This is a genomic window from Phyllobacterium sp. 21LDTY02-6, assembly GCF_023554255.2.
In the GTDB taxonomy this organism is placed as follows: domain Bacteria; phylum Pseudomonadota; class Alphaproteobacteria; order Rhizobiales; family Rhizobiaceae; genus Phyllobacterium.
On sequence record NZ_JAMJWD020000001.1, the window covers coordinates 798,562 to 820,745 of the forward strand.

Here is a 22,184-nt window from a genome sequence, read left to right on the forward strand (position 1 = left end):
CCGCTCATGCGTTACCCACCATCATCCCACCATGGAGGTTAATCATGACAGCTGCGGGCATCAAGGAACATATGGAAGTCATCGGGGCCGATGGCGTCCATATCGGAACGGTTGATCGTGTCGAGGGCGGAAGGATCAAGCTGACCAGGAAGGATAGCGGCGAGGGCTCCCATGAGGGGCATCACCACTTCATTTCCAGCTCGCTGGTAGCCGAGATCGAAGGCAACAAGGTGCGGCTGTCGGCGAATTCCGATGTCGCTGTCATGTTCGAGGAGGAATGACTGCCGCGATTGCGGCGGGAGAATTTGCGATGACCCATAAAGCACAGATACCGGACCCGGGACCCGATACGAACAGGCCGGTAGACCCCGGCCCGACGCCACGGCCGGAGGAACTGCCGCCCGATCCGGACCCTCGGCCGGGCGATATCCCGGTGGAAGAACCGCCGCCGGAGCAGCTGCCGGACGAAATGCCGGTGCCCAATCCGGATGAGGTTCGCGAACCGCCAAAGCATGTTTGATCGGCAAGAAGTGAGACGGTGCAATGACGATTACGATGGCTGGTGCCGACCGCATTGACGGCGGCGACGATGATTGCCTGACATTCCTGCGCATCAGGATGGACGCCGCCGAAGAGCACGGAGCGAATGTCGCCGCGATCGTGACGGAAGCGATGCGGGCAGGCTGGAGCAGGGCGAGCGTCAGGCAGGCACTGGACGTGCTGGAGAGCGCCGGGCCGCCCGCATGATCGTTCTACAGGCCCCGCGACAGTCCGCGGCCGACATCATGGGCAGCCGGCTCGGCCCTGCCATAGGCGTCGGTATCCGGCGTGCGGGCCGTGTTGTAGCCGCTGCTCATGCAGCCGGCGACGAGCGCCGTGAGGCCGAGAACCAGCACCAATGATTTCAATCCCTGCATCGCATCCTCCGAATGGCTTCTGCCATGCAGATAGGTGCTCGCGGCGCAAATGAAAATAGCGGCATCGCATTCTTCGCCGGAAGCGGCCGCGAATGGAACCTTCCGGGTTGTTTCCTGTTCCATTTCAAAAGCGAAGAGGAAACGAATGATGGACAAGAGAACGACAGACGGACCCGTGGAAAGCGCGACGGACGCAAAACAGGGCAAGCGCGGCACGCCGGTGCTGATGGTGCTCGTGGTCGGCCTCATCCTCGCGATGATCGCCTGGGGCGCGGCCGAGATCTTCGGCGAAAGCACGGATGATGGCGCCAGGATCGATACGTCCGAACAGTCGAGCGGCGACACCAACCAGCCGAACGTTCCGTCGTCATCGCCATCGACGCAATAGGACAAGGATATTCGGCCGACAAGGAACGTCTTGCGTAGAGGGATATTGCCTGTCGACATTCGGCCGGCGGGTCTTTAGTGCCTAGAAACCACACTATGATCTGAAAGTGTCGTTCATGTCGAAGATTTCACCGGAGCCGAGAGTAAAACTGTCCAGACTGCGCGATATCGGCTGGAAATGCTGGGATCCATTTGGTTTGCTGGGACCAGATGCCGGCAAATGGAACGACGAAGCGAACCTTTCCTTTGCCGATGAATATGACGAGCATTTGATCTCGGCGGCGTCGCAATTGCGCAGGGGCATCGCGCGGGATCAGGTCATCGACTATCTCGTCGAGATCGAGACTCAATATATGGCTCTGGCAGAACATCCCTCCACGCGCGAGCGCGCAGCGGCCGTTGTCGATTCCATCCTCGCGGACCCCGAAATCTGGACCTGGCCCGACGAGAAAGGTCGATTTGCGGATTGAATGACCGGTGGTTCAGCTATTCCGGCTGGTTGTGCTTGCGGCTTGCCAGCACGAGCGACCCGATGCCAAGCGCGACGCCTATGAGCGTGCCGACGCCGATGAACAAAAGCAGCATTGTCAACTGATCCATTTCAATCTCTCCCCTTGCTCGGCGCCGCAATCTCGAAGAACCGGGTTGCGAGCTCGTTCAGACCTTCCTGCATCGTGCCCCGGTGCCCCATGCGGTCCATGCGGCCCATGGAACTCGGGCATCCGGCCAAGGCATGATACATGGATTCCTGCCGCGTCGTAATGATCGCGTCGCCTCAGCGCGACGGCTTGTTGTGGCGGCTCTCCTGATGTTCGCCGCGCAGGCGGCTCTGGTCGTCCGGTATCCTGACGCGCGGCCCCGCATTGCCATGTTCGCTGATGTCGCGCGCGGCGTCCGACTTCCTCAGATCGGCCTTCGCGTCGAAATCCTTGTCGGCCTTGCCGGTCTCCTCGCGCTTCTCGATGATGCGGAGCTGCTGTTCGTGGGTTTTCCTGCCTGCCATCGCTGCCTCCATATAACGGGCCATATAACGGGCGAACCCCGGCCAGCGGGCGAACCGCGCGGCCGGGGCTGTCGTGGAATATCCTAGCTCTGGCCTCCCTTGCGGCCGGCCTCGCGGGCGCGCTCTGGATCGCTGGCGAAATTGCCGCCCTGCTGACCGCCGCGGCTGCCTTCCTCGGCGCGATGCTGGCCGGAGACCGTGCCGCCCTTGTGGCCTGCCTGGCTCGCCCGCTCGCGGTCATGGGCGAAATTGCCGCCGGACTGCTGGCCGCCCTTGTGGCCGGCTTCGCTGGCGCGCTGCTGGTCATGGGCAAAATTACCGCCCGAGGCCTGGCCGCCCTTGCTGGCGATCTCGCGCTGCCTGTCGTCGTCCATCGAGGCGAAGCCGCGGCCCGAACGGTCATTGTTGCGTTCATTGTCAGCCATTTTCTTCTCCTTTCACGTTCCTTTTCAGGGTTGCTCGGGGCCTATTCCCCGATGCCTGACCAACCCGCCAATCGGGCGCATGTTCCTCAAAAAAACCGGGCGTTCTGGCGGAACATTCGGCGTTTGAACGAATTAGGAATGAGTGATTACGCCCGCTCCGGCGGGGCGAAACATTCCTGCGGCCACGCTGGAACAGCTTCCGCGGACCTGCGGCCGAACCTGAACAACCAATTGAGCGAGGCACCCCATGACCGAGCAGTTCAACTATCCGAAACCGCCTTTCGACACGCCCCAGCAACCGATGCCGGGGACCGTGGCGCGCATGAATCCCCTGCCTGACCATGGCGAGAATTCCTACAAGGGGTCCGGCAGGCTCGAGGGCAGGAAGGCCGTTATCACCGGCGCCGATAGCGGTATCGGCCGCGCGGTGGCGATCGCCTATGCGCGCGAAGGCGCGGATGTCCTCATTTCCTATCTGGAAGAGGATGACGACGCCAATGAAACGCGCCAACAGGTGGAGGCGGCGGGGCGCAAGGCCGTGCTGGTGCGCGGCGACGTGCAGAATGCCAGCCACTGCCGCGAGATCATCGAGACGGCGGTGCGCGAGCTCGGCGGGATCGACATCCTCGTCAACAATGCAGCGCATCAGGCCAGTTTCAAGAGCCTCGAGGAAATCCCCGACGAGGAATGGGATCTCACCTTCCGCGTCAATATCCACGCCATGTTCTACCTGACGAAGGCGGCGGCGAAACACATGAAGCCGGGCAGTGCGATCATCAATACCGCTTCGGTCAATGCCGACAATCCCAATCCGTCGCTGCTGGCCTATGCGACCACCAAGGGCGCCATCCAGAATTTCACCGCGGGCCTGGCGCAGATGCTGGCGGAGAAGGGGATCAGGGCCAATGCCGTCGCGCCCGGACCGATCTGGACGCCGCTCATTCCATCGACCCTGCCGGCGGAGAGCGTGCGCAATTTCGGCAGCCAGGTGCCGATGAAGCGCCCGGGCCAGCCGGCCGAGCTCGCGACCGCCTATGTGATGCTGGCCGATCCGCTGTCGAGCTATGTCTCCGGGACGATGATTGCCGTTACCGGCGGCAAGCCGATCATCTAGCCGGGCCGCCGCATGACCGCACCCTGGTTCAAGGATGCCATATTCTACGGGATCGACGTGGAGCGTTTCGCCGATGGCAATGGCGACGGCATCGGCGATTTCGTCGGGCTGACGCAACGGCTCGGCTATCTGCGCGACCTTGGCGTGACCTGCATCTGGCTGCTGCCGTTCTTCGGTTCGCCCGACCGCGACAATGGCTATGACGTCAGCGATTTCATGGCGGTCAATCCGAAAGTCGGCACGCGCGAAGACTTTCTCGCCTTCCTGCACAAGGCCGGCGAGCACGGCATACGCGTCATCATCGATCTCGTGGTCAATCACACATCCGACCAGCATCCCTGGTTCCAGGCCGCGCGGCGCGACGAGAAATCCCGCTACCGCGATTATTATGTCTGGAGCGGCGATCCGCCGCCCATAGCGCCCGGGACGGTGAGCATATTTCCGGGCGAGGAGAGCACCGTCTGGACCTATGACGAGGTGGCGCGGGCCTACTACTTCCACAAGTTCTATTCGTTCCAGCCGGAGCTCAACATCGCCAATCCCGAGGTGCGCGAGGAAATATTGCGCATCGTCGATTATTGGCTTTCCTTCGGCGTCAGCGGTTTCCGGCTCGATGCCGCGCCGCTGATCATCGGCGACAATGGCCTGCGGCAGGCCAATCCCAAGGACCCGCATGGCGTGCTGCGCGATCTCGCCGCCTATATCGAAAGCCGGCGGCCGGGCGCGCTGCTCCTCGGCGAAGTCAACATGCCGCTGGAGGAGACGAAGAAATATTTCGGCGAGGGCGACCAGCTCGGCCTGCTGTTCAATTTCATGCTCGCCTGCCACGTCTTCGCGGGATTGGCGCGCGAATCCGCCGAGACGATCTATGAGGCGCTGAGCGGTCTGCCCCAGCCGCCCGAGAATCGCGGCTGGGCGAATTTCCTGCGCAATCTGGACGAGCTGGATTTCTCGCAGGTGCCGGCGGACCTGAAGGCCGACGTCTTCGCCAAGTTCGCGCCAAGGCAGGACATGCAGGTCTATGGCCGCGGCGTCCGCAGGCGGCTCGCACCCATGCTTGGCGGCGATGCGCGCCGCGTCGCCCTGGCATTGAGCATCATATTCTCGCTGCGCGGGCCGCCGCTGATCGTCTATGGCGACGAGATCGGCCTCGGCGAGGACCTGGAGCAGGAAGGCCGCAATGCGGTGCGCATGCCGATGCAATGGTCGCCGGCGCGCAATGCGGGATTCTCGAGCGCCAATGCGAGCGCCCTGCCGCTCAAGCCGGTGTCCGAGGGGCCGTTCAGCTATAAGCGCATCAATGTCACCGATCAGGCCGACGACCCGAAATCGCTGCTGAACGAGGTCAAGCGGCTCATTTCGGTCAGGCGGCGGAGCGAACTCATCCGGTCGGGGCGAGTGGTGCGGCTGACGGCGGACAATCCCGCCATCTTCATCAGCGGCTATGAGGATGCCGATGCGATGCTGCTGGTGGCGCACAATCTCTCGGCGAAGCCGGTAAAGGCCAGCGTCATGCTGAACCCGCTGCGGCAGCAGGAACTGACGGATATCGCCAGCGGACGGAAATATGTGGTGAAGAAGGAGCTGGCGCTGGACCTGCCGCCCCATGGCTATTGCTGGCTGAGCTCGGAGGCGCAGGACTGATGGCATTCATCGGCTATCACGCGTCCCATGAGCAGTTCAGGCCGAGCGAACTGGTGCGGTTCGTGCGCGAAGCCGAGCAGGCGGGGTTCGCCGGCATCATGTCTTCGGATCATCTGGCGCCGTGGAGCATGCGCCAGGGCCAGTCCGGCGCGGCGTGGAGCTGGCTGGGCGCGGCCATGCAGGCGACGGCGCTGCCCTTCGGCATCATCACTGTGCCTTCCGGCTGGCGCTACCATCCGGTGATCGTCGCGCAGGCAGCCGCCACACTCGCCGAAATGTTTCCCGGCCGGTTTCCATGGCTGGCTGTCGGCAGCGGCGAGGCCTTGAACGAACATGTGACCGCCGGCGCCTGGCCGCCGAAGGACGAGCGCAACAGGCGGCTCCTCGCGGCAGTGGAGGCCATCCGGGCGCTCTGGAGCGGGCAGACCGTCAGCGAGAGCGAGCCGATACGAATCGACCAGGCGCGGCTCCATACGCTGCCGCCGCAGGCGCCGCGCATGATCGCCGGCGCGCTGTCGGCCGAAACCGCCGGCTGGGCCGGGCGCTGGGCCGATGGCCTTATTACCGTCAACCAGGATCGCGCGAGCCTTGCAGGCATTATCGAAGCGTTTCGGGGGCAGGGCGGCAAGGGCCAGCTATTGCTTCAGCTGCATGTCTCGCTGGCCGAGAACGACGAGACGGCGCGGGCCAATGCCTTCGATCAGTGGCGCAGCAATGCGATTACCGCGGAAACCGCCGAGAATCTCAGATTCCCGGAGGAATTCGACAAGGCGGCGCGCAATGTGCGGCCTGAGGACATGGACAGGCATGTACGCATATCGGCCGACCCGGCGGAACATCGCCGCTGGCTGGAGCAATATCTCGAAATGGGATTCGAGCAGATCTATGTCCACAATGTCGGTCGAAACCAGTCGGAATTCATCGAGGCCTATGGAAAATCGGTCCTGCCCGCGCTGTCGCCGCGATAGGGGGCCTGGACGGTGCTATTATAGGCATCGCCGGAACTGCATGGGGGAAGGGAATATCTGATGACTGGCTCCCCGGGCCGGATTCGAACCAGCGACCAACCGGTTAACAGCCGGTTGCTCTACCGCTGAGCTACCGGGGAAAAGGCTTCTCAGTCATCAGCGATGTGGCCTATAGCAAAAGGGTTCTGCTTTTGCAAAGGACCATTTCGATTTTTTTCAGCAAATGTGCACAGGAGAACCCTGGCACGTCCGGCGGAACGACCTACATCCTTGAATTGTAGCACCAGATGACGAATTGGAAGCGAGTGACGAAAAGCAGTAAAACCGGCGGAAATGATGCCGGCGAACAACCCCATCACGCGGCAGGCGCCAAGAAACGCCGGCATATACGGCTGTTTGGCCGCCACCTGCCGGTGCCGCAATCGGTGGCAATGCGTCGCACGCTGGGCGGATTGCTCGTCGCCGGCGGCACGCTGGGCTTCCTGCCGGTCCTCGGCTTCTGGATGGTGCCGCTCGGCCTGATCGTGCTGTCTCAGGATTCGGCCATCGTCCGCCGCAAGCGCCGCCAGCTCGAAGTGAAGATCGGCCGCAAATGGAAAGGCAGCCGCCCGGCCGATAAATAGGCGCGCCGACCGCATGGCATTCAGCAGCCGGACGTTAAAGCGCGGCGATGAGAATTTTGATGTTGCGGCACAAAACAAAAACGACTATTCAGAACGCCGCAAGGAGAACTATTCGGAATGAATTTCCTTCTTCTTGTCTAATATGTTGAAATCTTTATAAATTTCGACGTTTGGGGCCTCGTGGCGGAGTGGTTACGCAGAGGACTGCAAATCCTTGCACCCCGGTTCGATTCCGGGCGAGGCCTCCAACACAGTTTCCCGCTTCCGTATCTATCTGATTTTGCTTTGATTTTTCTCAGGTGTGGCAGTCTGGGACGCCATCGCTTCATCAGGGTGTGGCAGTTCGTTCCCGATTTCACCCCAATCGATCCTCAAAACCGCCTGTCGCGCGAGCTTTGATCTGCGGGCATTGCGCGTGTAGATTTTCGACGTCTTTCCGTCCGACCAGCCGAACATTCCCTCAAGCATGTGATCGGTCGCTTCATTCTCGGCCATGTTCGTCGCAAGGCCCTTTCGCACGCTGTGTGCGGTGAGATGGGGAAATCCGGCCTGAGTGAACCAGTCTGACACACGATTGCCCAGACCTTTGACCGAAAATGGCTTGCCGAACTCGGTAAGTAGATAAGCCATGCCCTTCACTGGGTGCATCGCCAGGACGGCCTCAAGGATAGGGTGAATCAGGATCGTCAGCGTCACCGGATGCCTGTTACGGTTCTTGAACACTCGAAATTCGAACGAATCGCCCCGGCGATGCTGAGGGCCGAGCTTGGCCAGGTCCGAAACGCGAACTCCGGTGTACATGAGAATGGAGAGGGCAAGGACGGCCTTCGATGAGGTGCCGTGATGCTGGATATATTGCCGAATCTCTTCGTCGCGAGCTGTGGCGTGTCCGTCCGTCTTCTGTCTGAACGATTGAACGAGCTTTGCAGTGTTGACCTTGACCAACGGCGCCGGCTTGGTTTTTATCCCGGCTTCAAATATCTGCCTCAACACCTTCAGCCGCTCATCGGCCGCGAATGGCGTTTGTTTCTTCCTATCGCGCAGCACAGCGATGTTGTCGGCATCGAGTGCCGATATCGGCATGGCGGCGAAAATTCGTTTGTCTGTCTCGCTGATCGGCTCGAGGAGCATTGCGTCGATGATTGAACGGCGCTTTGATTGGGTTGTAGGGTCAAGGCTGCTGAAAGCATCGCTCTTGAAATACGCGGTGCAGAGGTAATGAAATGTACCGGGGCGGGCTATCTGAGGCACAACCTTGTCATCAGACACTACATCCTCGGGTAGGGCGATCCCATTGCGAATCCGCCAGTATTCTTTCGTGAACTCCTCGCTATCAGGGTTATCTGGAAGGCGCCCCAGGCGCTTCCCATTCAAGCGGAAGTAATACCGCGCTTTGCCATGCCGGTTCGGGTTGTACTCGATGTATGGCAATTCAACAGCGGCCAAATCGTTCAAGCCGATGCCCTCCAGCCTGAGACATCGACCTCCTCCTCACCATCCACCGGCCATTCTGCCATCGCAGCTTCAAGTTCGGCTATCCGCCAAAACTTCCGCGTGTGCCATCTGCGCGGGCGAGGGAGCATACCTTCCTTGACCATTTCATCAACAGTGTTTGGGGCAACCCCGATCGCAATGGCTACTTCAGCACGGCTGAGGCCGAGCCGAGGGATGTTTCTGAGGCTTTCAATCTTAGCCATCGGACTTCCCCCCATTATCCACAGGATGTCTCGGGAGCGTTTCTTTCAGGGCGGCGGAAGCGAGGTTTCGCATGTCGACGACTTTTGACGTACCGAGCTCAAAGTTGCGGCTGCGCTCCACAATCCTCTCCAACGCCTCCCTTGCTTGCTGGTATTGGGCTTCCAACGCGGCGATGCGTTTCTCGGGGGCTTCGAGGCGCGTCGCATTATTGGGGCGACGTGGGTGGATGTTCTCGTTTTTGGGGACATTATTGGGGTCAAAGGTGCAACTCTTTTCCAGCGTTTCACTGTTTGATCTTGTATCGTTCACGGATAGAGTGGCTTTAGCCTCATCCAAAGTTGTAGCCATGCGCCGTTGAACGTTCGATGACTTTTCCGGATCGGCAATCTGCTCATCGATGATGGGTTGTATGTTGGTCATTGCTGGCGCTCCTGATACATACGGCGAGGCGGCAGGGACTTGGTGAGTGGGGGCTTGGTTTTCGCAACCTTGGGAAAGCCAGGCGACTTTATGATGCCTTTCGAGCGCTTCATGCCCAGGTGCTTCGCCTCGCGGCGCTTTGCCTGCGAGATGACCTTGACGTCCGCGGCGGTCTTCGGCTTGTGGCAGCAATCGTATCCGAGCAATTGACCGTGTGCCGCAGTGAGCTTTCCGCTCTTATCGACCTCAAGGCCATCGGCCTTTATATGATCGATATGCCATTTCTTGAGGCCGAGTACCTGGCCACAGCCCTCGCAGAAGATGCCATGGATCGGATGCATGGCTCGCTTCACAATCTGGGCATAGACAGCTTTGCTGAATTCGCGCCGAGCCATCAAGAGGGCCTCCGCGAGCGCTTCACGGCGCGTTCAATGATCCGCTCAAGATCGGCCGCCATCGCCTCGATGGCATTCTCATTCTGAGAGACTTCGAGCTTCAAGCGCAGGTGCGTCCTGTCGTAGACCGCAGCCAGTTCGCGCGAGCGACGGACTTCGTAGGGAGCGTGGAGGGGAACGGACGTCATGCTGCGTCATCCAGAAAATGGAGCGGGTCATAGCCGATAGCATCGGCCAACTGTTCCATCGCTCGGTTGAAATATTCACCGAATTGCTCTGCGCTCATTGCGTCAAAGGCAGTGCTATCGGTCGTGACAAATTCGTCGCCGTTCAGCATCACGTTAATGGTGACGTAGCCGCAGGCGCGCTTTAGTGCGTCGTGGAGGTGCTCCGGCGTGGGCCATTTATTGGTGGAGCGGCAAACTACGGACAGGGCTTTCCAGTATGTCCGATGCTGGGGAAGGCTTCTTTTCGTCAGGGAGGTCAGCCGGAACTCGGTTCCCAACGACTTTGCCATTAACAACTCGGCATCGAACCCGGACACCGGCTGCAAGCCCCTCGGCGTCTTTCGAACGATAATCGTTTGGGCTTCGCGCTTGTTTGCCATGTCCTGTCCTTTCCGGGGCATTCGCGCCCCTTGCCTGGTTGCTATTCTATCACGCGGTCGTACGCCCGCTGCATGATGTCGACGAGCTTGTCCCAATCGACCGGGAAGAACGTCTCCTGCAGGTGAGCGAATTCGGATCGCAGCTCTTCCCAATCACCTTCGTCCTGGACGCAGGCGAAGCGGGTTTCCGCATCGGCGATGACTTCGGCTGGATTGCTGAAATCGAGATCGGCGGCCGGTTTCGTCGCCGGCGGTGGTGATAGCTCCGTCGAGCGTTGTTCCGGTTCGATATCGGTTACAGCTTCGCCGGCATTCTGCGATTGCTGCTCGACGGCGATTTCACGCGTTGGAGAAGGCGGAGTGATATCTTTTGCGCGCTCGGGCTCGTAGCTCTCGCCGGCGATCTCGCGCGCCTCGTATTCATCGGTGATGCCGCCAAGGACGTCGGCGAAGAGCTCGCGAAGGCAGTATCCAGCGGAACGCCACTGCTGCATCCTCTGAGGGTAGCGGAACCATGGAGCCTCATTCGGCACCTCGTTCCACTGCTTGGTGTTCCAGTCCTGTTTCTTGACTGTGGGCCGGTCATCCCAAAGGCCAGCACGCTTGGCGTCGGCAACCGAGAACTCGGTACGCTTTTCTTCGCCGGTGTCGGATCGCTTTGCCTCACACCAGCCCACACCGCGGGCTTCGTCATATCCCGTCCGGATATAGGCAGCCTTCTTGGAACGGCGAACGACATTGATTATGCCGTCGCCATAAAGCGCCGGCCGGCCGCCGATGACGGTGAAGCTGCGCAGGGCTACCATGGGAGGCAAACCGAGCTCGGCGCCAGCCATCACCGATATGGCGACCGCGCTGACGGCATCCTCGCCGGTCTTTTTCCCAACGAGAGCCTTTGGCGCCAAGCCAGCCATTACGACCATCTTGGATACGCGCCAGATTTCCTCGATGGACTGAGGCACGATGGCATTTACACTGCCGCCGACCATCAAGACGGGCGGTCGGCTGTCTAGGATTTGCGCTGGTGCGTTCATGATCAGGCTGCCCTCTGCTCTTCGTAGCGCTCAACGCCGTCGAGCTCGTGGCCAGCGCGGATCGCGCGGTTTGCGAGCTGCTCGACGAGTGCTTTCAATTCGGGATGCTCTTTCAGGGCGGTGACCGCCTTGTCGTAGTCGACGATCCGAGCCGATACGAAGGTACGAAGGGAAACCTTCGACCCTGTCCGGCCTGCCGTTGCATTGCGAGCCTGTGCCTCGCGTTCTGCTTCAGCGGCTTCCTTCGCCAGCCTGTCGGCGTCTGCCTTCTTGGCCAGATCGACAGGATCATTCGGGTTGGTCGAGATATCCTCGGCCTTTCGGGCGGCCTCTTCCGCTGCGCGCCGAATCCTGTCGGCCTCGGCTTGGGCCTCTGCCTGGCGCTGGCGTTCCTTGCGCTGCTCTTCCAGAAGAAACGCATCCAAATGGCGCTTCATCTTCGTCGACAGTTCCTTCGGTTCTTCCTTGAGGTCGCGCCATTTCTCGTCGACACGGCGGCTCTCATCGAGGCTTGGCTGCTTCTCGACCTTGTGCAGGCCAGTCGCCTTGGTGGCTATGGCCGAAAGACGCTTGGCCCAAGCAGCGGCCTTGTCCGCCTGCTCCTTCGTCGTGATTGGCGACTTTAGGAACGCCTCTGCGATCTCGCGATCGCTTTCGAACTCGGCTTTCAATGCTTCGAATGGATCCGATGGCAGGTTCGTCCGCTGCACGGTCGGCGCCGGTTCACCTGGCCACTCCGCGCCTTTGCGCACGGCGTGGTAGGTTCCTTCGCTGATAGGGTTACGGCAGGCGAAGGTCCACACGCTTTCGGCGTCGGCTGGCCTTCCATCTACCAGGCAGACGGTGTTCAGGTTGTCGAACCAAATGGCGACCGTCTGCCATGGCCCGTCCTTGTGAGCGCGCCGGCGGAAGAAGCCGGATTTCGGATCACCTTCCGATACACCGAGCGTTTTCATCTGTTCGCGGGAAAGCTCGCCGCAGTCGCCGGCCAGTTCCAGCGCCTTGAAATACCATGCGTATTGATTGCTCATGCTGCGATTTCCTTCGATTGTTCTTCGGTGAGGTTGAGGTAGAGCCGCCGCAGTTCGGCGCGCGCTCCGATGTCGGGAAGGGGACCAGCCAAGGTCTGCTCGAGGCGGGCAAGCTGTTCGGTCAACGGCAGCCGCTCGAGTACCGCCAGTTCGGTTTGAACGAACAGGTTCATTTCTGATCACCGTGCCCACCGCCACCACGTCCACCGCGAGAGCCGTTGCCGCACTCGTAGTACCCAGAGGCGCAAGAGCGCTCGTAATAGGCGTCCACGGTGTTGCTGGTCTCAGGTGTCCATGTGTTGTACGTTCCACAGGCGGACAGGCAGATCACCGATCCGACGAATGCAGCGATTGCAGCAAACTCTGCTGCGCAGCGGATCGCTTGAATGATGTTCTTCATTGGTAATTTCCCCAGATTGCGATGATTGCGAGAACGGGCAGAAAACCGGCCCAAATGATCAGGATCAGTTCGTCCATCAGGAACCGACCCTGGCGAGCGCGGTCCGCGCCTTCGCTTCGGCGGCAACACAGTTGGACCAAGCCACCATGTTGCTGATGCCGCTGCCCTTGTGTTTGGGATCGATGAGAACGGCCAAGATGCTCTGGCACTGGCGTAACGCTGTGATCAGATCGTCACTGCCCGTTGCCGTTCCGGGTCGACGTCCTGCCTTAAAGTTTAAGTCCGCCAACAGGCTCAGGAACGTGATTTGTGTATTTGCATCCTCGAGCACGCTCAGGTCGTAGACCGGGCCTTCGTCTGTTTCACGCGTGATCAGTTCGTAGATGCTGTCGATGAGGGATTTCATTGGAAGCACCACGTCGCGAGCGCCGACCAGAAGTAGAGAGATGACATGACGACGAGCGACCAGATGAGGGCGCGCTCGACCTTGCGGGCGCGGCGATCCTGACAAGCGGCGATGTCGTCGGTTTCGTCGAGGTAGACCATCAGGCGGCCTCAGCGGTCGCCATTGCCTCGTCGGCAACCTCGTCAGTGACATCACGGACGGTGGCTTCAATGAGGTTGATGCAGAAAACCTTGAGGACCTTGCAGCTCTGATATGCCGAAATTGCTGCTTCACGCGTCATGTGAGCGAATTCGCGGTCACCGTCGATGCAGATGCTGCCGTCACGATGCTGCCAGATGACCTGATATGTTTCGCGGTCGAGAAGCTGATTGAGCAGTTTCGCTGTAGGATTGTTCATTGCGTCCATCCGTTGTTGATGAACACAATGTACGAAAATCATTCAATATGCGCAAGGATAAATGTACGATAATCGTAAAATATTTTGAGCCTGTGGATTGTTCCGATTCGCAAGATTCGACTCGACTTGTAGTTGTGGTTCTGCTTTCAAATAGAACGTAAGGAGAACAAACATGGGATTGGCGTTACAGGCAAGTAGCCGCGTCTTTGCGCTACACATCAGGTGCTCAAACTGCCTGAAGGAGAGCGTACAGGAGATTTTCGGCGGCCAGAGTGGTCCGTCGGACGTCGAAGAGCTGATTGAGAGCGGACTGATTGGCCAGGTCAGATATTCTTGCGTCCATTGTGAAAGCGCCATCGGTCAGTTGGTGGCGATCACAGAAGGGGAAATGGAATGAATCAACGGCAAGTGGGTGATTTCGTAATCGTCGCGCCGTTTGAAAAGCGGGCAGCGGCATCGGCGCAGAAAGATATGTTTACGGCTTACCTGAAGAGGTGTTTCCCCAAGCTCAACTTTGCCATCGCGCCCTTCGCGCCGGTCGATAGTGCCGGCGGATTCTCAGTGATCCCAATCATGGGAGCAGTGGGGGGCGACGGAGAATGCTCCTTGTGCGAGCCTCCGAGCCGATGGTTGATCGCCGAAATTATCAAGGCTTGTGAGCGGTTCGATCTTCCTGAAGTTCGCCTTGCGTCCTAGAATTCAAAGTCATTCACAACACGGCGAACAAGTCCGATTATTTCCACCACAGTGCCTTCATCGGCATGCATGTCCCGTTTGACAACGATCGGCTTGTGTTTTGGATTGTTTGAGCGTGGATGGAATTCAGTTCGATCAGCGTAGATCTCAACCTGTTTGATCGACCACTCACGCGTGTGGCCGCCGTCCCGAGTTCTCTCAACTACCACGACCATCCCATCACGGAGCGTGGCGTCATGAGCGACGTCCTCATAGGCAACGCAAACAGCTCTGTCGCCAGGCAGGATAGGGCGAGGGCGAAGAGCGTTCATCGAGTCACCCTCTACGTCGAATGCCACCTGGCGGGCGCCAGGGAACCTTTCATCTGGGGGCAGGGACAAGAAGACTGGCTCTGATTGATCCATGTCGTCGACTTCCCTGAAGGAGCCCGCCTCGGTTTTTCCAATCACCGGGATAGGCACTAGGCGCGATGTTGCCGGCCTAATTTCGCTGAAAGGATCCGGGAGTTCGAGGTATTCGGCGATCTTCGGAGGCTCCGAAACCTTCAAGCTTCGCTTTCCTTGCAGGAGTTGGGTTATCTGCGGATGAGCGATACCGAGGTGCTTTGCCAAACCGGATTGCGTTTTTCCCGGTTGAGCCAGCCCCTGCTTGATCCACTCCAAATACTTTTCCGTTACCTCATCAGCCATTGTTTGATTTTCGCACAACACATTTTCCAAATCCTTTAGTATTTTCGTACATTCACTATTGTCAGGTCTGTATGAATATCGTACATTGTCGGCATGAGATGCGAACCCGCCCACACGATTATCAAGAAGTTCAATGGTTTGAAGCCAATTGCCCAGGCTGCAAATGTGACTGTCCATTCGGTCATGCGTTGGCGCTCTCCCAGGGAGCGCGGCGGTACTGGCGGCATCATTCCACATTGGCACATGCAAGCTCTCCTCGAAGCGGCGAGGGACAGAGGCATTGACCTCCAGCCATCGGATTTTCTTCCACAGCAGGATGAAGCAGCATGAGCGCCGAAGCCGAAATCAAACAGTTCATAGATCGCATCCTGCGCCTCAAAGAAGAGCAGGACACGCTTGGCGAGGATATCCGCGAGGTTTACGCGGAGGCCAAGGGCAGGGGCTATGACAAGACCGTCCTCGGCAACGTCGTCTCTCACCTGCGGAAGGTCGAGAAGCTCGGCCGGGAAACGCTCAGCGAGCGTGAAGCAATCTTCGAAATGTACCTCAGTGCCTATGAGACTGGCGGTCGGGCGCACGCGCCTGCGCGTACGCGAGAAATCATTGAAGAATTTCCGGCCCAGGCGAAGCTCGTCGAGACGGTAGCTGCCGGCTTGCAGACCGAAATCGGTCGCAAGGCTCTTATCGCGGCCGTCGATATCATGATTGAGCGCGACGAGCAGATCGACCCGGAAACGGGCGAGATTACCAATTCGCCCGAAATGGCGATCGAGTGCGCGGCACCTGAAAAGGACGCCGCAGCGGACGAACGGAATGTTGAAGCTACGGTGGAGCATCGTTCGTCCGCACCAATTTCCGAGACTACTCCTGACCCGCAGCCTCCAGTGGTTGCCGACGGCCAACCAGTACCAAGCTCTTCTCCCAACAGCGTAAAAAGCGACCGGCCCGTGCCAGTCGTCGGTCAGGACCGCAAAGGCGGAACCATTGCGGGTCAAGAAGGGCAAGCCGTCAACAATTTCGAACCGCCAGCATTCCTGCAGCCGAAGGCCGCGAAAACAGCGTGCGATTACCGCCCGCACTGCCGGAAGCCAGACGCATGCGGGGCTTCCGGTCTCGCCCATTGCTATTCGTGCTCCATATTGATGACAGCCTCGAGCGAGGTCGCGTGAATCATGCCGTGTCTGAATTTGTCGTATTTGCGGGAGTACCAAACTCGAGAGAGTAGTACGATCTATTGCCGAATCATCTTCCCGCAAAAGACAGCCGGTTGGTTCGGAGGATGCCTGTTACCTTTGCGACGTCAAATCCGGCTGCCTGTCCATTTCCGTATTGCTCGCCGTCGTCCCCACCTCCCACACGGCTTGAGCATAACTGACGGAGGAAGCCACGGCGTTGGCTTCCTCCGTCCTTTTTCTCGCGATCAGGGTGGACAAGACCGTCTGCGCGAGAAATCCGATTCTCTTCGTATCCCAGTCATCAGCTTCAAGATTGCAGTCTTGGCTGATGGTCTCTTTCACCTGTTTCGCGCCCTCCGTTCTGCTCAATGGCTGCTGCGTCATGCAAGCAACCTAGCCAAGGATTTTGAGCATGACGTGCAGAGAAACAGAGCATCTCGTACACAAATTAACCCCGGAGCCTAAGGTCGTGAGTAGCGCCGATGTTGCCAGCGGTTATGTGAACCGCATGATTGAAAGAGAAAGCCGAGGGTGGGGTGACATTGGCCCCGCCATGGATCGGCTGCAGTCCAGATACGGGCTTTCCCGCTGGACGCTCAACCATCTCAGAACCCGCAGGGCCAAGACGATCGATGCCGGAACCTTCCAGCGCATCCGCTCGGCCTATCTCGATTTTTGCGAACGCCAGATCGCAAATCTCTCACATGAACTCGAAGTCGAAAGGTCGGTGTATCCGGATGCTCATATGGAGGATTTTGAGCGCGAGGCTTCGCAGCTACTGGCGAAGGTTCGAGAAGCGAAGGAAGCAGCGCCGCGAAGAAAATATCCAGGGGGAGGGCGATAAGAAATGAACGGCTTCGGTATCACCCCACGGCAGCGCCAGTTCCTCGACGCATTCACGGCATTCGAGAACACCAACGGCTATGCGCCCTCCTATGATGAGATGAAGGCTGCCCTCGGCGTAAAATCGAAAAGCGCCATTTCCAGCATCGTCGACGAACTCGAACAGCGTGGCTATCTCTGCCGGCTGCCAAACAGGTCCAGGTCCATCAAGCTTGCGGTGCAGCCATGAGGCTATGCACTCCCCTCAATAGACTTCATCTTCTCAGCGAGGCTCGCATTGTAAATGCTGCCATCGGCCCCGGAATGAACTCGTCTGTGGCAGTTAGGGCAGAGCGCAATTACATGCCTCGGATCGTCAGGGCCGCCATCTGTCAGGCGTCGAATATGATGCGGCTCGAGATATGGAAGCTCGCTAGCTCTCAGAAACGGGGCGGGAGCTCCGCACCCTTCACAGTGTCCCTTGGCTCGTGCCACGACGTAATCCCGAACGTGGCGGCTACGCTCAAAAACGTTAGAGGTGGTTTGGGTTTTGCCTGGGCTTTCGTTTGCAGCAGCCATCGCCAGGGCTCGAAGAGCTGCAAGATCGAGTTCTGTCGTGACAGCCTTGGGAGAAACCACTTCCACGACCTCTGCGACGTTCTCGATCGGCCGCAATTCGAAAACAATCGCGTCGCGCAGATTGCCCTCGCGGTCAGGCGCTTGCTCAATATGGTGAGATTCGTAGACGAGCTCACCTTCAAAACGCAAACCGGCCTTTTCCTTTTTGAAGAGGAGAAGGCTTTTCCCGTCGGCCGAATGGTTCGCGATCGCTTTATTGCCGGCTCTCAGCGTCATGTCGCCGATCTGGCCTTCGCCGAAGTATTCGAACACTCCGTCGGCCCGCGTCCTGTCGGAATACCCGTGTTCAAGCCCTTCCTCGCCGGTAATGATAATCACAAGGGTGTGCTGTGCCGGCGTGATGATCCCGCCTTGCTGCTGGCCCCTAAAGCGCGCGTGAATATCCCCTCGACGATTATAAATCTTTCCGCGCTCAAAGCCCCAGCTCATGCGCTCCCCCTTACATTTTCTACCTTGGCCCGACAGTCACATGGCGCCGATGAATTTTCAACGGGAGAGGCAGCATGATCGAGTCTCAAGACGAACCCGTTAGCCCCATCACCATAGCTCTCGGCATTTTCCTTGTTGCGGTCGCCGCGGCTTGGATCGCTGCTCCCTGGATATTCGGGAAGGGCTTCTGATGGCGCGACTTAAATCCGCAAAGGAAAAATCAATGCACGAGATGAAAACCCCACACTACGTGGAGCCGTTCCTTGCGCGCATCCGCGGCGGCGCCGTTCTGGTCAGTCAGGCGCCCCAATCGGAGGAAGCGACGGCAAAGGGCGACGGCCACCTCTACTTCACCCACCCTGACGGAAGGCCCGTTGGAACAGCTTCTGCCGTCTATTGCATCCGAGAGGGGCTCGTCGTCCCCGAGGGCGACGATCTGTTCGGCGGATCGCAGACCTACAGGGCGGCGCTACCATGACCGAGAGGCTTTCAGCGAGGGAAATGACTGAAGAGCTATCGAAGCTGCTCTCCAGCAAGCTTGACTGGCTTTCACGGTTCTCAACAGGTCGAAACAAGCGCCCTGAGCACGAGCTGGATCGCGTTCGGCGCGAGCGCGATGTTCTCAGCCAGGCCGCACACGATTACCGCAGAGCGACAGAGCGGGAGAGGGGAGCGGCATGAGCGAAAGGCCATTCATGCAGCTGTACGTTTCCGATTTCATCGGCGACACGCTGCACCTCAGCACGGAACAGATAGGAGCATACATGTTGCTCCTTATGGCCATGTGGAACGCCGACGGCAGCCTGCCTGACGAAGACGCGAAACTCGCTCGCGTCGTCCGCATGTCGGTCAAAAAATGGCGCTCCATCAGCGGCGATCTCTTGCCGTTCTTTGTGAAGGCGGACGGCAAAATCAGCCACAATCGTCTGACGAAAGAGCTTCAAAAAAGCGCGAGTAAAAGTCAATCGAGAGCTGCCGCCGGTGCCAAGGGTGGCGAAGCTAAAGCATTGAAAGATAAAGAACGGCACGTGGCAAATGCCAGCGTTTTGCCACAGCATCTTCCAGAAACCAGAGACCATATAGAAAAACCTTCCGGTTTTTCAGGGCGCGCAGGCGCGCGAAAACCAAATGGATTTGTCCCAATTCGAAAATCGACAGACGCAGCACTTTCACTGATCCAGGAGCTCCAACAGCATGAACAATTCCGAGAAGATCGAAGCAACCAAGGCATTGACCAAGCTGTTCGGCAGTTTCCCGCAATCTCCCATGTCCGACCCTGATCTGCAGCTTCGTGCCTATCTCGATGCCGTCGAGAGCTTCGAGTGCGTTGACGTTCTGGCAGCTGTCGAGCGTTTCCGGCAGGGCGAGGTGAAAGAGGTCAACAAGGCCTACTGCCCATCGACGGCTCAGCTCTGTGATGAGGTGCGGTACCGCAAGCAGATGCGGGAGATCATGGCTCGCGCCGGCGTAAAGCCTGGGACGCTTTTGGTGCAGTGATGGATACCGAAATTCAAGAACGAGCGAAACGGATCATAGCAGCGAGCCCAGCGTTGGCTCGTGAGATCGTTCGCCAGTTCAACCCGGCGCCGAAGAAGCTGACCGATCGCCAGCAACAGGCGCTGGACGCAGTGAAGGCATTCCAGACCGAGCATGGCCAGTCGCCGACGTTCAAGGAAGCGGCGGAGCTTCTCGGATGCTCGTCCACCGCGGCGTTCTACATGCTCCACCGCCTCGAAGAACGGGGACACATTGAGATCGAGCCGCATCAGCGCCGCTCGATCACCCTCAAAGCATCTTAATCGCATCATGAAGGACAAGCCATGAAGGCGGGCATAGACAAAGACAAGCACTGGTACGTGGTGCGTACAACCGTGAAGGGTGAAGTGAAGGCTTTCGAGAGCATCCGTAAGGCCGGTTACGATGTCTATTTCCCGCGTCGGCGGGTTGAGGTGCAGCACAGGCGGACTAAGACGTATGTTGTCAAGGAACAGCCGCTCATGCCTCGGTATCTCTTCGTGGGGCAGCCGAGGGTTAATCCTGACTTCTACCGGTTGCGCAACTGCGATTGTGTCGAGGGAGTGCTAGGAGTGGACGGCCGCCCAATCCGCGTTTCAGAAAAGAGCGTCGAGGAAATCTACATCGCCGAGATCGAAATGGATTTCGACGATACTCGCGCAGCACGTATTCATCGCAAGGAGGAACTGGCTTCCGCAAAGGAAAACGCTGCTAGGCAATTCCCATCAGGGCAGAGCGTTTTCGTAGTCGATCCTGCGAATCCGTTCTCGAAACATGCCGGTGTGGTCCAGGAAGTCACTAGGGCGGGAAAGGTCAGAGCGCTGATCCAGCTCTTCGGCAGAATGACTCCGGTCGAGTTCGAAGCGAAACAGCTTTCGTCTGCGGCCTGACATCAAGTACTTTTGAGTATCGTTCGTCTCAAGGAGTGAGTCGCTTTGCAGTTTGAGTATACGGAGCCACAAAGTGAACTTGAACGCATGTTTGGCGGCCATTATTCGATTAACTTGTTTGGTCCAATCAAGCTAGGCGATGACATCAGGTTCCAAGAGTTTCTAGCGCAATGCGCGCCACCGCCCAGAACGCCGGTGTACATCAATTCCACTGGCGGGGACGTTGAGACTGCGATCAAAATTGGCCAGCTCATACGCGGTGAGTGGTTTTCTACCCATATTGGAAGCTTCGTTCTTGATCACGACCGGCATCATGAACACTATGTTCCGCGGAAGCATATACCCGGTCGTTGTTTAAGCGCGGCTACGTTGATCTACCTTGGTGGACGGTTGAGATATTTTGACAACGACGCCAAGTTCGGAGTGCATCAGTTCTCGTTCAAAGACCCTGCCCCAGATCATGTTGGACGTTCGCAAGTACTCTCCGCAAAGATTGCGCGCTTCATAGAGGACATGGGCATCACATCGGAGTTTCTGAATATCTCTACCGCTGCTCCGGGCGATAAGATTAAGCTTCTGGAAGCGGATGAACTTGAGCGAATCGGGGTGGTTACTGGAGGTGAGACTGACGTCACGTGGAGCATGCAAGCGAGAAACAATACCCTCTATATTCGTGGCGAACGGGACTCATTGTATGGTCACCATAAGGTTATGCTTGGCCACACCCGGTCTGGAGGCTTCTACTTTCACGCAGTTATTGAAGCGCAAGGCCGCGAAGATGAACTGATCAGCTTTCCCGTAGTCGAGATCAATGTTGAAGCTAGTTCGAACAACATAGATATTTCTGAGCGCGCATTTCGCGCCGCGGTAGGGATATACGTTAATGTCTTTGCCAAACTCGAGCACAATGAAGCTGCAGTGATAGCTAATTCGATAGGTTTCGGAATTCAAATACGTGCGGCGCATGATGCGGGTATGTTTTTGGGGATAGCACCCATGAAGACTGACAACGGAAAAGACCAGCTTCTAAGCTTCTACAACAATCTTCGGTGAACTATTTATGAAAATATACCGTTTCATCGGACTTAGATCAGGCTATACGCGCATGTAGGATGATTTGATGTTCAGCGCGGACCTTTGGACAGGGGACACTCGCCGGTCAAACCCAACTTAAGCAGCAGACGAAGTGGCTTCAACAAAGGACAATACTGCTTGGCAGTTCCCGGCGCGTAGAGCGTTTTTGTAGTGATCCGCCAAATCCGTTCTAAGAACACACAGGCGTGGTTCAGGAAGTAACAAAAGCGGGAAAGGTCAGGGTGACCTCTCATGGAATTGTTTGGCCGGATGACACCAGTTGAATTCAGCGTTAAACTGTTAGTTTCCGCGGTATAGGATCAGCGATTGGCAGAAATATATCAATCAGCGGCATCACTTAATGTCTCGAGCGACGAACTTGAGATCGCACACGTTAGTCATCTTCTCGAAGCTGAGCCTGACTTAGCGTACGAGAAGGGGAAAGAACGTGTCTTGCCGAATGGAAATAGAATAATTGCGCACACTGGCCTTTGGTCCAGAAGCGCAGAATACAGAATACCCGGTGACCTCGACGGACAGATCGCTGAACTATTCACACCGCTTAGCCAGGATCTTGATCACTGGCTCGACGTGTCATCTCGGTACAGAATACGCATATTCTGCGGACTCTGGTTAAAGGGCAAAAACGAGGGCATAGACCTTGACCCCCAAACACTGATCGAAGTGGCACTGCGAAACGCCTCTATCGAATTTGACATCTACAACGGCGTTCAACGAAAATAATCCTTCACATAGGAAGAAAATCAGTTTATACGCGCATGCAGG

The 22,184-nt window shown here is 58.0% G+C and carries 41 protein-coding genes and 2 tRNA genes; 22 read left to right on the forward strand and 21 right to left on the reverse strand.

The genetic code is table 11. The annotated features are described in order from the left end of the window. Positions 1 to 44: 44 nt before the first annotated feature. From M8997_RS03745 to M8997_RS03755, 3 genes are read left to right on the forward strand one after another with little or no spacing between them, the layout of a single operon-like run. Complete coding sequence (locus tag M8997_RS03745) at positions 45 to 281, forward strand: DUF2171 domain-containing protein (protein ID WP_250013822.1); 237 nt, start codon at positions 45 to 47, stop codon at positions 279 to 281. Between the two features lie 29 nt (positions 282 to 310). After that, positions 311 to 520 carry a hypothetical protein gene (locus tag M8997_RS03750; protein WP_250013825.1) on the forward strand — a complete coding sequence of 70 codons (210 nt, stop codon included), beginning with the start codon at positions 311 to 313 and terminating at the stop codon, positions 518 to 520. Between the two features lie 23 nt (positions 521 to 543). Then, positions 544 to 747, forward strand: a complete 204-nt coding sequence (locus M8997_RS03755) for a hypothetical protein (RefSeq protein WP_250013828.1) — start codon at positions 544 to 546, stop codon at positions 745 to 747. A gap of 5 nt (positions 748 to 752) precedes the next feature. Here M8997_RS03755 and M8997_RS03760 read toward each other — a convergent pair whose 3' ends face one another. Then, the gene (locus M8997_RS03760; RefSeq protein ID WP_250013831.1) at positions 753 to 917 is read right to left on the reverse strand and encodes a hypothetical protein; all 165 of its coding nucleotides are present in this window, start codon (positions 915 to 917) and stop codon (positions 753 to 755) included. Positions 918 to 1,065: 148 nt separating this feature from the next. On the opposite strand from M8997_RS03760, the gene M8997_RS03765 reads away from it, so the two are divergent. Together M8997_RS03765 and M8997_RS03770 are read left to right on the forward strand one after the other, a co-directional pair. Continuing rightward, the gene (locus M8997_RS03765) at positions 1,066 to 1,305 is read left to right on the forward strand and encodes a hypothetical protein (protein ID WP_250013834.1); all 240 of its coding nucleotides are present in this window, start codon (positions 1,066 to 1,068) and stop codon (positions 1,303 to 1,305) included. A 115-nt stretch (positions 1,306 to 1,420) separates the two neighbouring features. Further along, a complete protein-coding gene (locus tag M8997_RS03770) occupies positions 1,421 to 1,774 on the forward strand; it encodes a hypothetical protein (RefSeq protein WP_250013837.1) in 354 nt (117 codons plus the stop codon). 131 nt (positions 1,775 to 1,905) lie between these two features. Here the strand turns inward: M8997_RS03770 and M8997_RS03775 are convergent, their stop codons facing one another. The 3 genes from M8997_RS03775 to M8997_RS22220 all read right to left on the reverse strand — a co-directional run bounded on the left by M8997_RS03775 (position 1,906) and on the right by M8997_RS22220 (position 2,732). After that, positions 1,906 to 2,046, reverse strand: a complete 141-nt coding sequence (locus M8997_RS03775; protein WP_252597180.1) for a hypothetical protein — start codon at positions 2,044 to 2,046, stop codon at positions 1,906 to 1,908. Between the two features lie 33 nt (positions 2,047 to 2,079). After that, positions 2,080 to 2,307 carry a hypothetical protein gene (locus M8997_RS03780; protein WP_250013839.1) on the reverse strand — a complete coding sequence of 76 codons (228 nt, stop codon included), beginning with the start codon at positions 2,305 to 2,307 and terminating at the stop codon, positions 2,080 to 2,082. An 83-nt stretch (positions 2,308 to 2,390) separates the two neighbouring features. Beyond that, positions 2,391 to 2,732: a general stress protein gene (locus M8997_RS22220; RefSeq protein ID WP_371929486.1), complete on the reverse strand. Its 342-nt coding sequence runs from the start codon at positions 2,730 to 2,732 to the stop codon at positions 2,391 to 2,393. Positions 2,733 to 3,033: 301 nt separating this feature from the next. On the opposite strand from M8997_RS22220, the gene M8997_RS03790 reads away from it, so the two are divergent. The 3 genes from M8997_RS03790 to M8997_RS03800 are packed head-to-tail and all read left to right on the forward strand — an operon-like array spanning position 3,034 to position 6,458. Further along, complete coding sequence (locus M8997_RS03790; RefSeq protein ID WP_250014392.1) at positions 3,034 to 3,846, forward strand: SDR family oxidoreductase; 813 nt, start codon at positions 3,034 to 3,036, stop codon at positions 3,844 to 3,846. 12 nt (positions 3,847 to 3,858) lie between these two features. Further along, positions 3,859 to 5,490: an alpha-amylase family protein gene (locus tag M8997_RS03795; RefSeq protein WP_250013840.1), complete on the forward strand. Its 1,632-nt coding sequence runs from the start codon at positions 3,859 to 3,861 to the stop codon at positions 5,488 to 5,490. Then, a complete protein-coding gene (locus tag M8997_RS03800; protein WP_250013842.1) occupies positions 5,490 to 6,458 on the forward strand; it encodes a TIGR03885 family FMN-dependent LLM class oxidoreductase in 969 nt (322 codons plus the stop codon). The genes M8997_RS03795 and M8997_RS03800 overlap by 1 nt, the downstream gene beginning before the upstream one ends. A 65-nt stretch (positions 6,459 to 6,523) precedes the next feature. On the opposite strand, the gene M8997_RS03805 is transcribed toward M8997_RS03800, so the two are convergent. Continuing rightward, positions 6,524 to 6,598 (reverse strand) — tRNA-Asn (locus M8997_RS03805). A 246-nt stretch (positions 6,599 to 6,844) separates the two neighbouring features. On the opposite strand from M8997_RS03805, the gene M8997_RS03810 reads away from it, so the two are divergent. Together M8997_RS03810 and M8997_RS03815 are read left to right on the forward strand one after the other, a co-directional pair. After that, positions 6,845 to 7,081: a hypothetical protein gene (locus M8997_RS03810; RefSeq protein ID WP_250014393.1), complete on the forward strand. Its 237-nt coding sequence runs from the start codon at positions 6,845 to 6,847 to the stop codon at positions 7,079 to 7,081. Positions 7,082 to 7,255: 174 nt separating this feature from the next. Continuing rightward, a tRNA-Cys gene (locus tag M8997_RS03815) sits at positions 7,256 to 7,329 on the forward strand. A 22-nt stretch (positions 7,330 to 7,351) separates the two neighbouring features. Here the strand turns inward: M8997_RS03815 and xerC are convergent. The 13 genes from xerC to M8997_RS03880 all read right to left on the reverse strand — a co-directional run bounded on the left by xerC (position 7,352) and on the right by M8997_RS03880 (position 13,511). Continuing rightward, positions 7,352 to 8,536, reverse strand: a complete 1,185-nt coding sequence (gene xerC, locus M8997_RS03820) for a tyrosine recombinase XerC (RefSeq protein ID WP_250013844.1) — start codon at positions 8,534 to 8,536, stop codon at positions 7,352 to 7,354. Next, positions 8,533 to 8,778, reverse strand: coding sequence for a hypothetical protein (locus M8997_RS03825; protein WP_250013847.1), 246 nt, complete (start codon positions 8,776 to 8,778; stop codon positions 8,533 to 8,535). Before M8997_RS03825 ends, xerC begins: the two co-directional genes overlap by 4 nt. Further along, positions 8,771 to 9,199: a hypothetical protein gene (locus tag M8997_RS03830; protein ID WP_250013849.1), complete on the reverse strand. Its 429-nt coding sequence runs from the start codon at positions 9,197 to 9,199 to the stop codon at positions 8,771 to 8,773. The genes M8997_RS03825 and M8997_RS03830 overlap by 8 nt, the downstream gene beginning before the upstream one ends. Continuing rightward, the gene (locus tag M8997_RS03835) at positions 9,196 to 9,594 is read right to left on the reverse strand and encodes a hypothetical protein (protein WP_250013852.1); all 399 of its coding nucleotides are present in this window, start codon (positions 9,592 to 9,594) and stop codon (positions 9,196 to 9,198) included. Before M8997_RS03835 ends, M8997_RS03830 begins: the two co-directional genes overlap by 4 nt. Beyond that, positions 9,594 to 9,782: a hypothetical protein gene (locus tag M8997_RS03840; RefSeq protein ID WP_250013854.1), complete on the reverse strand. Its 189-nt coding sequence runs from the start codon at positions 9,780 to 9,782 to the stop codon at positions 9,594 to 9,596. The genes M8997_RS03835 and M8997_RS03840 overlap by 1 nt, the downstream gene beginning before the upstream one ends. Further along, the gene (locus M8997_RS03845; RefSeq protein ID WP_250013857.1) at positions 9,779 to 10,201 is read right to left on the reverse strand and encodes a hypothetical protein; all 423 of its coding nucleotides are present in this window, start codon (positions 10,199 to 10,201) and stop codon (positions 9,779 to 9,781) included. The genes M8997_RS03840 and M8997_RS03845 overlap by 4 nt, the downstream gene beginning before the upstream one ends. A gap of 41 nt (positions 10,202 to 10,242) precedes the next feature. Next, complete coding sequence (locus M8997_RS03850) at positions 10,243 to 11,235, reverse strand: hypothetical protein (RefSeq protein WP_252597181.1); 993 nt, start codon at positions 11,233 to 11,235, stop codon at positions 10,243 to 10,245. 2 nt (positions 11,236 to 11,237) lie between these two features. Beyond that, positions 11,238 to 12,266: a hypothetical protein gene (locus tag M8997_RS03855; protein ID WP_250013862.1), complete on the reverse strand. Its 1,029-nt coding sequence runs from the start codon at positions 12,264 to 12,266 to the stop codon at positions 11,238 to 11,240. Next, a complete protein-coding gene (locus M8997_RS03860; protein ID WP_250013865.1) occupies positions 12,263 to 12,439 on the reverse strand; it encodes a hypothetical protein in 177 nt (58 codons plus the stop codon). The genes M8997_RS03855 and M8997_RS03860 overlap by 4 nt, the downstream gene beginning before the upstream one ends. Further along, positions 12,436 to 12,666 carry a hypothetical protein gene (locus M8997_RS03865; RefSeq protein WP_250013867.1) on the reverse strand — a complete coding sequence of 77 codons (231 nt, stop codon included), beginning with the start codon at positions 12,664 to 12,666 and terminating at the stop codon, positions 12,436 to 12,438. The genes M8997_RS03860 and M8997_RS03865 overlap by 4 nt, the downstream gene beginning before the upstream one ends. A gap of 76 nt (positions 12,667 to 12,742) precedes the next feature. Continuing rightward, a complete protein-coding gene (locus M8997_RS03870; protein WP_250013869.1) occupies positions 12,743 to 13,072 on the reverse strand; it encodes a hypothetical protein in 330 nt (109 codons plus the stop codon). Then, on the reverse strand, positions 13,069 to 13,212 hold the full coding sequence (locus tag M8997_RS03875) for a hypothetical protein (protein WP_250013871.1): 144 nt from the start codon (positions 13,210 to 13,212) through the stop codon (positions 13,069 to 13,071). Before M8997_RS03875 ends, M8997_RS03870 begins: the two co-directional genes overlap by 4 nt. Continuing rightward, positions 13,212 to 13,511: a hypothetical protein gene (locus M8997_RS03880; protein ID WP_250013873.1), complete on the reverse strand. Its 300-nt coding sequence runs from the start codon at positions 13,509 to 13,511 to the stop codon at positions 13,212 to 13,214. Before M8997_RS03880 ends, M8997_RS03875 begins: the two co-directional genes overlap by 1 nt. A gap of 130 nt (positions 13,512 to 13,641) precedes the next feature. Here M8997_RS03880 and M8997_RS03885 point away from each other — a divergent pair, with 130 nt between their 5' ends. Continuing rightward, positions 13,642 to 13,866 (forward strand): hypothetical protein, encoded by a 225-nt coding sequence (locus M8997_RS03885; RefSeq protein WP_250013875.1) that lies wholly within the window; start codon positions 13,642 to 13,644, stop codon positions 13,864 to 13,866. Next, a complete protein-coding gene (locus M8997_RS03890) occupies positions 13,863 to 14,165 on the forward strand; it encodes a hypothetical protein (protein WP_250013877.1) in 303 nt (100 codons plus the stop codon). The genes M8997_RS03885 and M8997_RS03890 overlap by 4 nt, the downstream gene beginning before the upstream one ends. On the opposite strand, the gene M8997_RS03895 is transcribed toward M8997_RS03890, so the two are convergent. Continuing rightward, on the reverse strand, positions 14,162 to 15,031 hold the full coding sequence (locus tag M8997_RS03895; protein WP_371929488.1) for a LexA family protein: 870 nt from the start codon (positions 15,029 to 15,031) through the stop codon (positions 14,162 to 14,164). The two genes, M8997_RS03890 and M8997_RS03895, sit on opposite strands and share 4 nt — an antisense overlap. 149 nt (positions 15,032 to 15,180) lie before the next feature. Here M8997_RS03895 and M8997_RS03900 point away from each other — a divergent pair, with 149 nt between their 5' ends. Beyond that, complete coding sequence (locus tag M8997_RS03900; RefSeq protein WP_250013879.1) at positions 15,181 to 16,023, forward strand: DUF2312 domain-containing protein; 843 nt, start codon at positions 15,181 to 15,183, stop codon at positions 16,021 to 16,023. Between the two features lie 117 nt (positions 16,024 to 16,140). Here the strand turns inward: M8997_RS03900 and M8997_RS03905 are convergent, their stop codons facing one another. Continuing rightward, positions 16,141 to 16,413, reverse strand: coding sequence for a hypothetical protein (locus M8997_RS03905; RefSeq protein ID WP_250013881.1), 273 nt, complete (start codon positions 16,411 to 16,413; stop codon positions 16,141 to 16,143). An 85-nt stretch (positions 16,414 to 16,498) separates the two neighbouring features. Between M8997_RS03905 and M8997_RS03910 the strand changes: the two genes are divergently transcribed. Next, positions 16,499 to 16,873 carry a hypothetical protein gene (locus M8997_RS03910; protein ID WP_250013884.1) on the forward strand — a complete coding sequence of 125 codons (375 nt, stop codon included), beginning with the start codon at positions 16,499 to 16,501 and terminating at the stop codon, positions 16,871 to 16,873. 3 nt (positions 16,874 to 16,876) lie between these two features. Then, positions 16,877 to 17,101 (forward strand): LexA family transcriptional regulator, encoded by a 225-nt coding sequence (locus M8997_RS03915; protein ID WP_250013887.1) that lies wholly within the window; start codon positions 16,877 to 16,879, stop codon positions 17,099 to 17,101. A 2-nt stretch (positions 17,102 to 17,103) separates the two neighbouring features. Here M8997_RS03915 and M8997_RS03920 read toward each other — a convergent pair whose 3' ends face one another. Then, positions 17,104 to 17,919 (reverse strand): HNH endonuclease signature motif containing protein, encoded by an 816-nt coding sequence (locus tag M8997_RS03920; protein WP_250013890.1) that lies wholly within the window; start codon positions 17,917 to 17,919, stop codon positions 17,104 to 17,106. Positions 17,920 to 18,151: 232 nt separating this feature from the next. Here M8997_RS03920 and M8997_RS03925 point away from each other — a divergent pair, with 232 nt between their 5' ends. From M8997_RS03925 to M8997_RS03955, 7 genes are all read left to right on the forward strand, one after another. Then, on the forward strand, positions 18,152 to 18,397 hold the full coding sequence (locus M8997_RS03925) for a hypothetical protein (RefSeq protein ID WP_250013894.1): 246 nt from the start codon (positions 18,152 to 18,154) through the stop codon (positions 18,395 to 18,397). 199 nt (positions 18,398 to 18,596) lie between these two features. Then, positions 18,597 to 19,199 carry a DUF1376 domain-containing protein gene (locus M8997_RS03930; RefSeq protein ID WP_250013897.1) on the forward strand — a complete coding sequence of 201 codons (603 nt, stop codon included), beginning with the start codon at positions 18,597 to 18,599 and terminating at the stop codon, positions 19,197 to 19,199. Beyond that, on the forward strand, positions 19,186 to 19,416 hold the full coding sequence (locus tag M8997_RS03935; protein WP_250013900.1) for a hypothetical protein: 231 nt from the start codon (positions 19,186 to 19,188) through the stop codon (positions 19,414 to 19,416). Before M8997_RS03930 ends, M8997_RS03935 begins: the two co-directional genes overlap by 14 nt. Beyond that, positions 19,416 to 19,718, forward strand: a complete 303-nt coding sequence (locus M8997_RS03940) for a LexA family transcriptional regulator (RefSeq protein ID WP_250013909.1) — start codon at positions 19,416 to 19,418, stop codon at positions 19,716 to 19,718. Before M8997_RS03935 ends, M8997_RS03940 begins: the two co-directional genes overlap by 1 nt. 21 nt (positions 19,719 to 19,739) lie before the next feature. Continuing rightward, positions 19,740 to 20,324 carry a transcription termination/antitermination protein NusG gene (locus M8997_RS03945; RefSeq protein ID WP_250013910.1) on the forward strand — a complete coding sequence of 195 codons (585 nt, stop codon included), beginning with the start codon at positions 19,740 to 19,742 and terminating at the stop codon, positions 20,322 to 20,324. Positions 20,325 to 20,369: 45 nt separating this feature from the next. Next, entirely contained in the window at positions 20,370 to 21,377 is a 1,008-nt protein-coding gene (locus tag M8997_RS03950) for a hypothetical protein (RefSeq protein WP_250013912.1), read from the forward strand. A 348-nt stretch (positions 21,378 to 21,725) separates the two neighbouring features. Next, positions 21,726 to 22,142 (forward strand): DUF4279 domain-containing protein, encoded by a 417-nt coding sequence (locus M8997_RS03955; RefSeq protein ID WP_250013915.1) that lies wholly within the window; start codon positions 21,726 to 21,728, stop codon positions 22,140 to 22,142. Positions 22,143 to 22,184 lie beyond the last annotated feature (42 nt).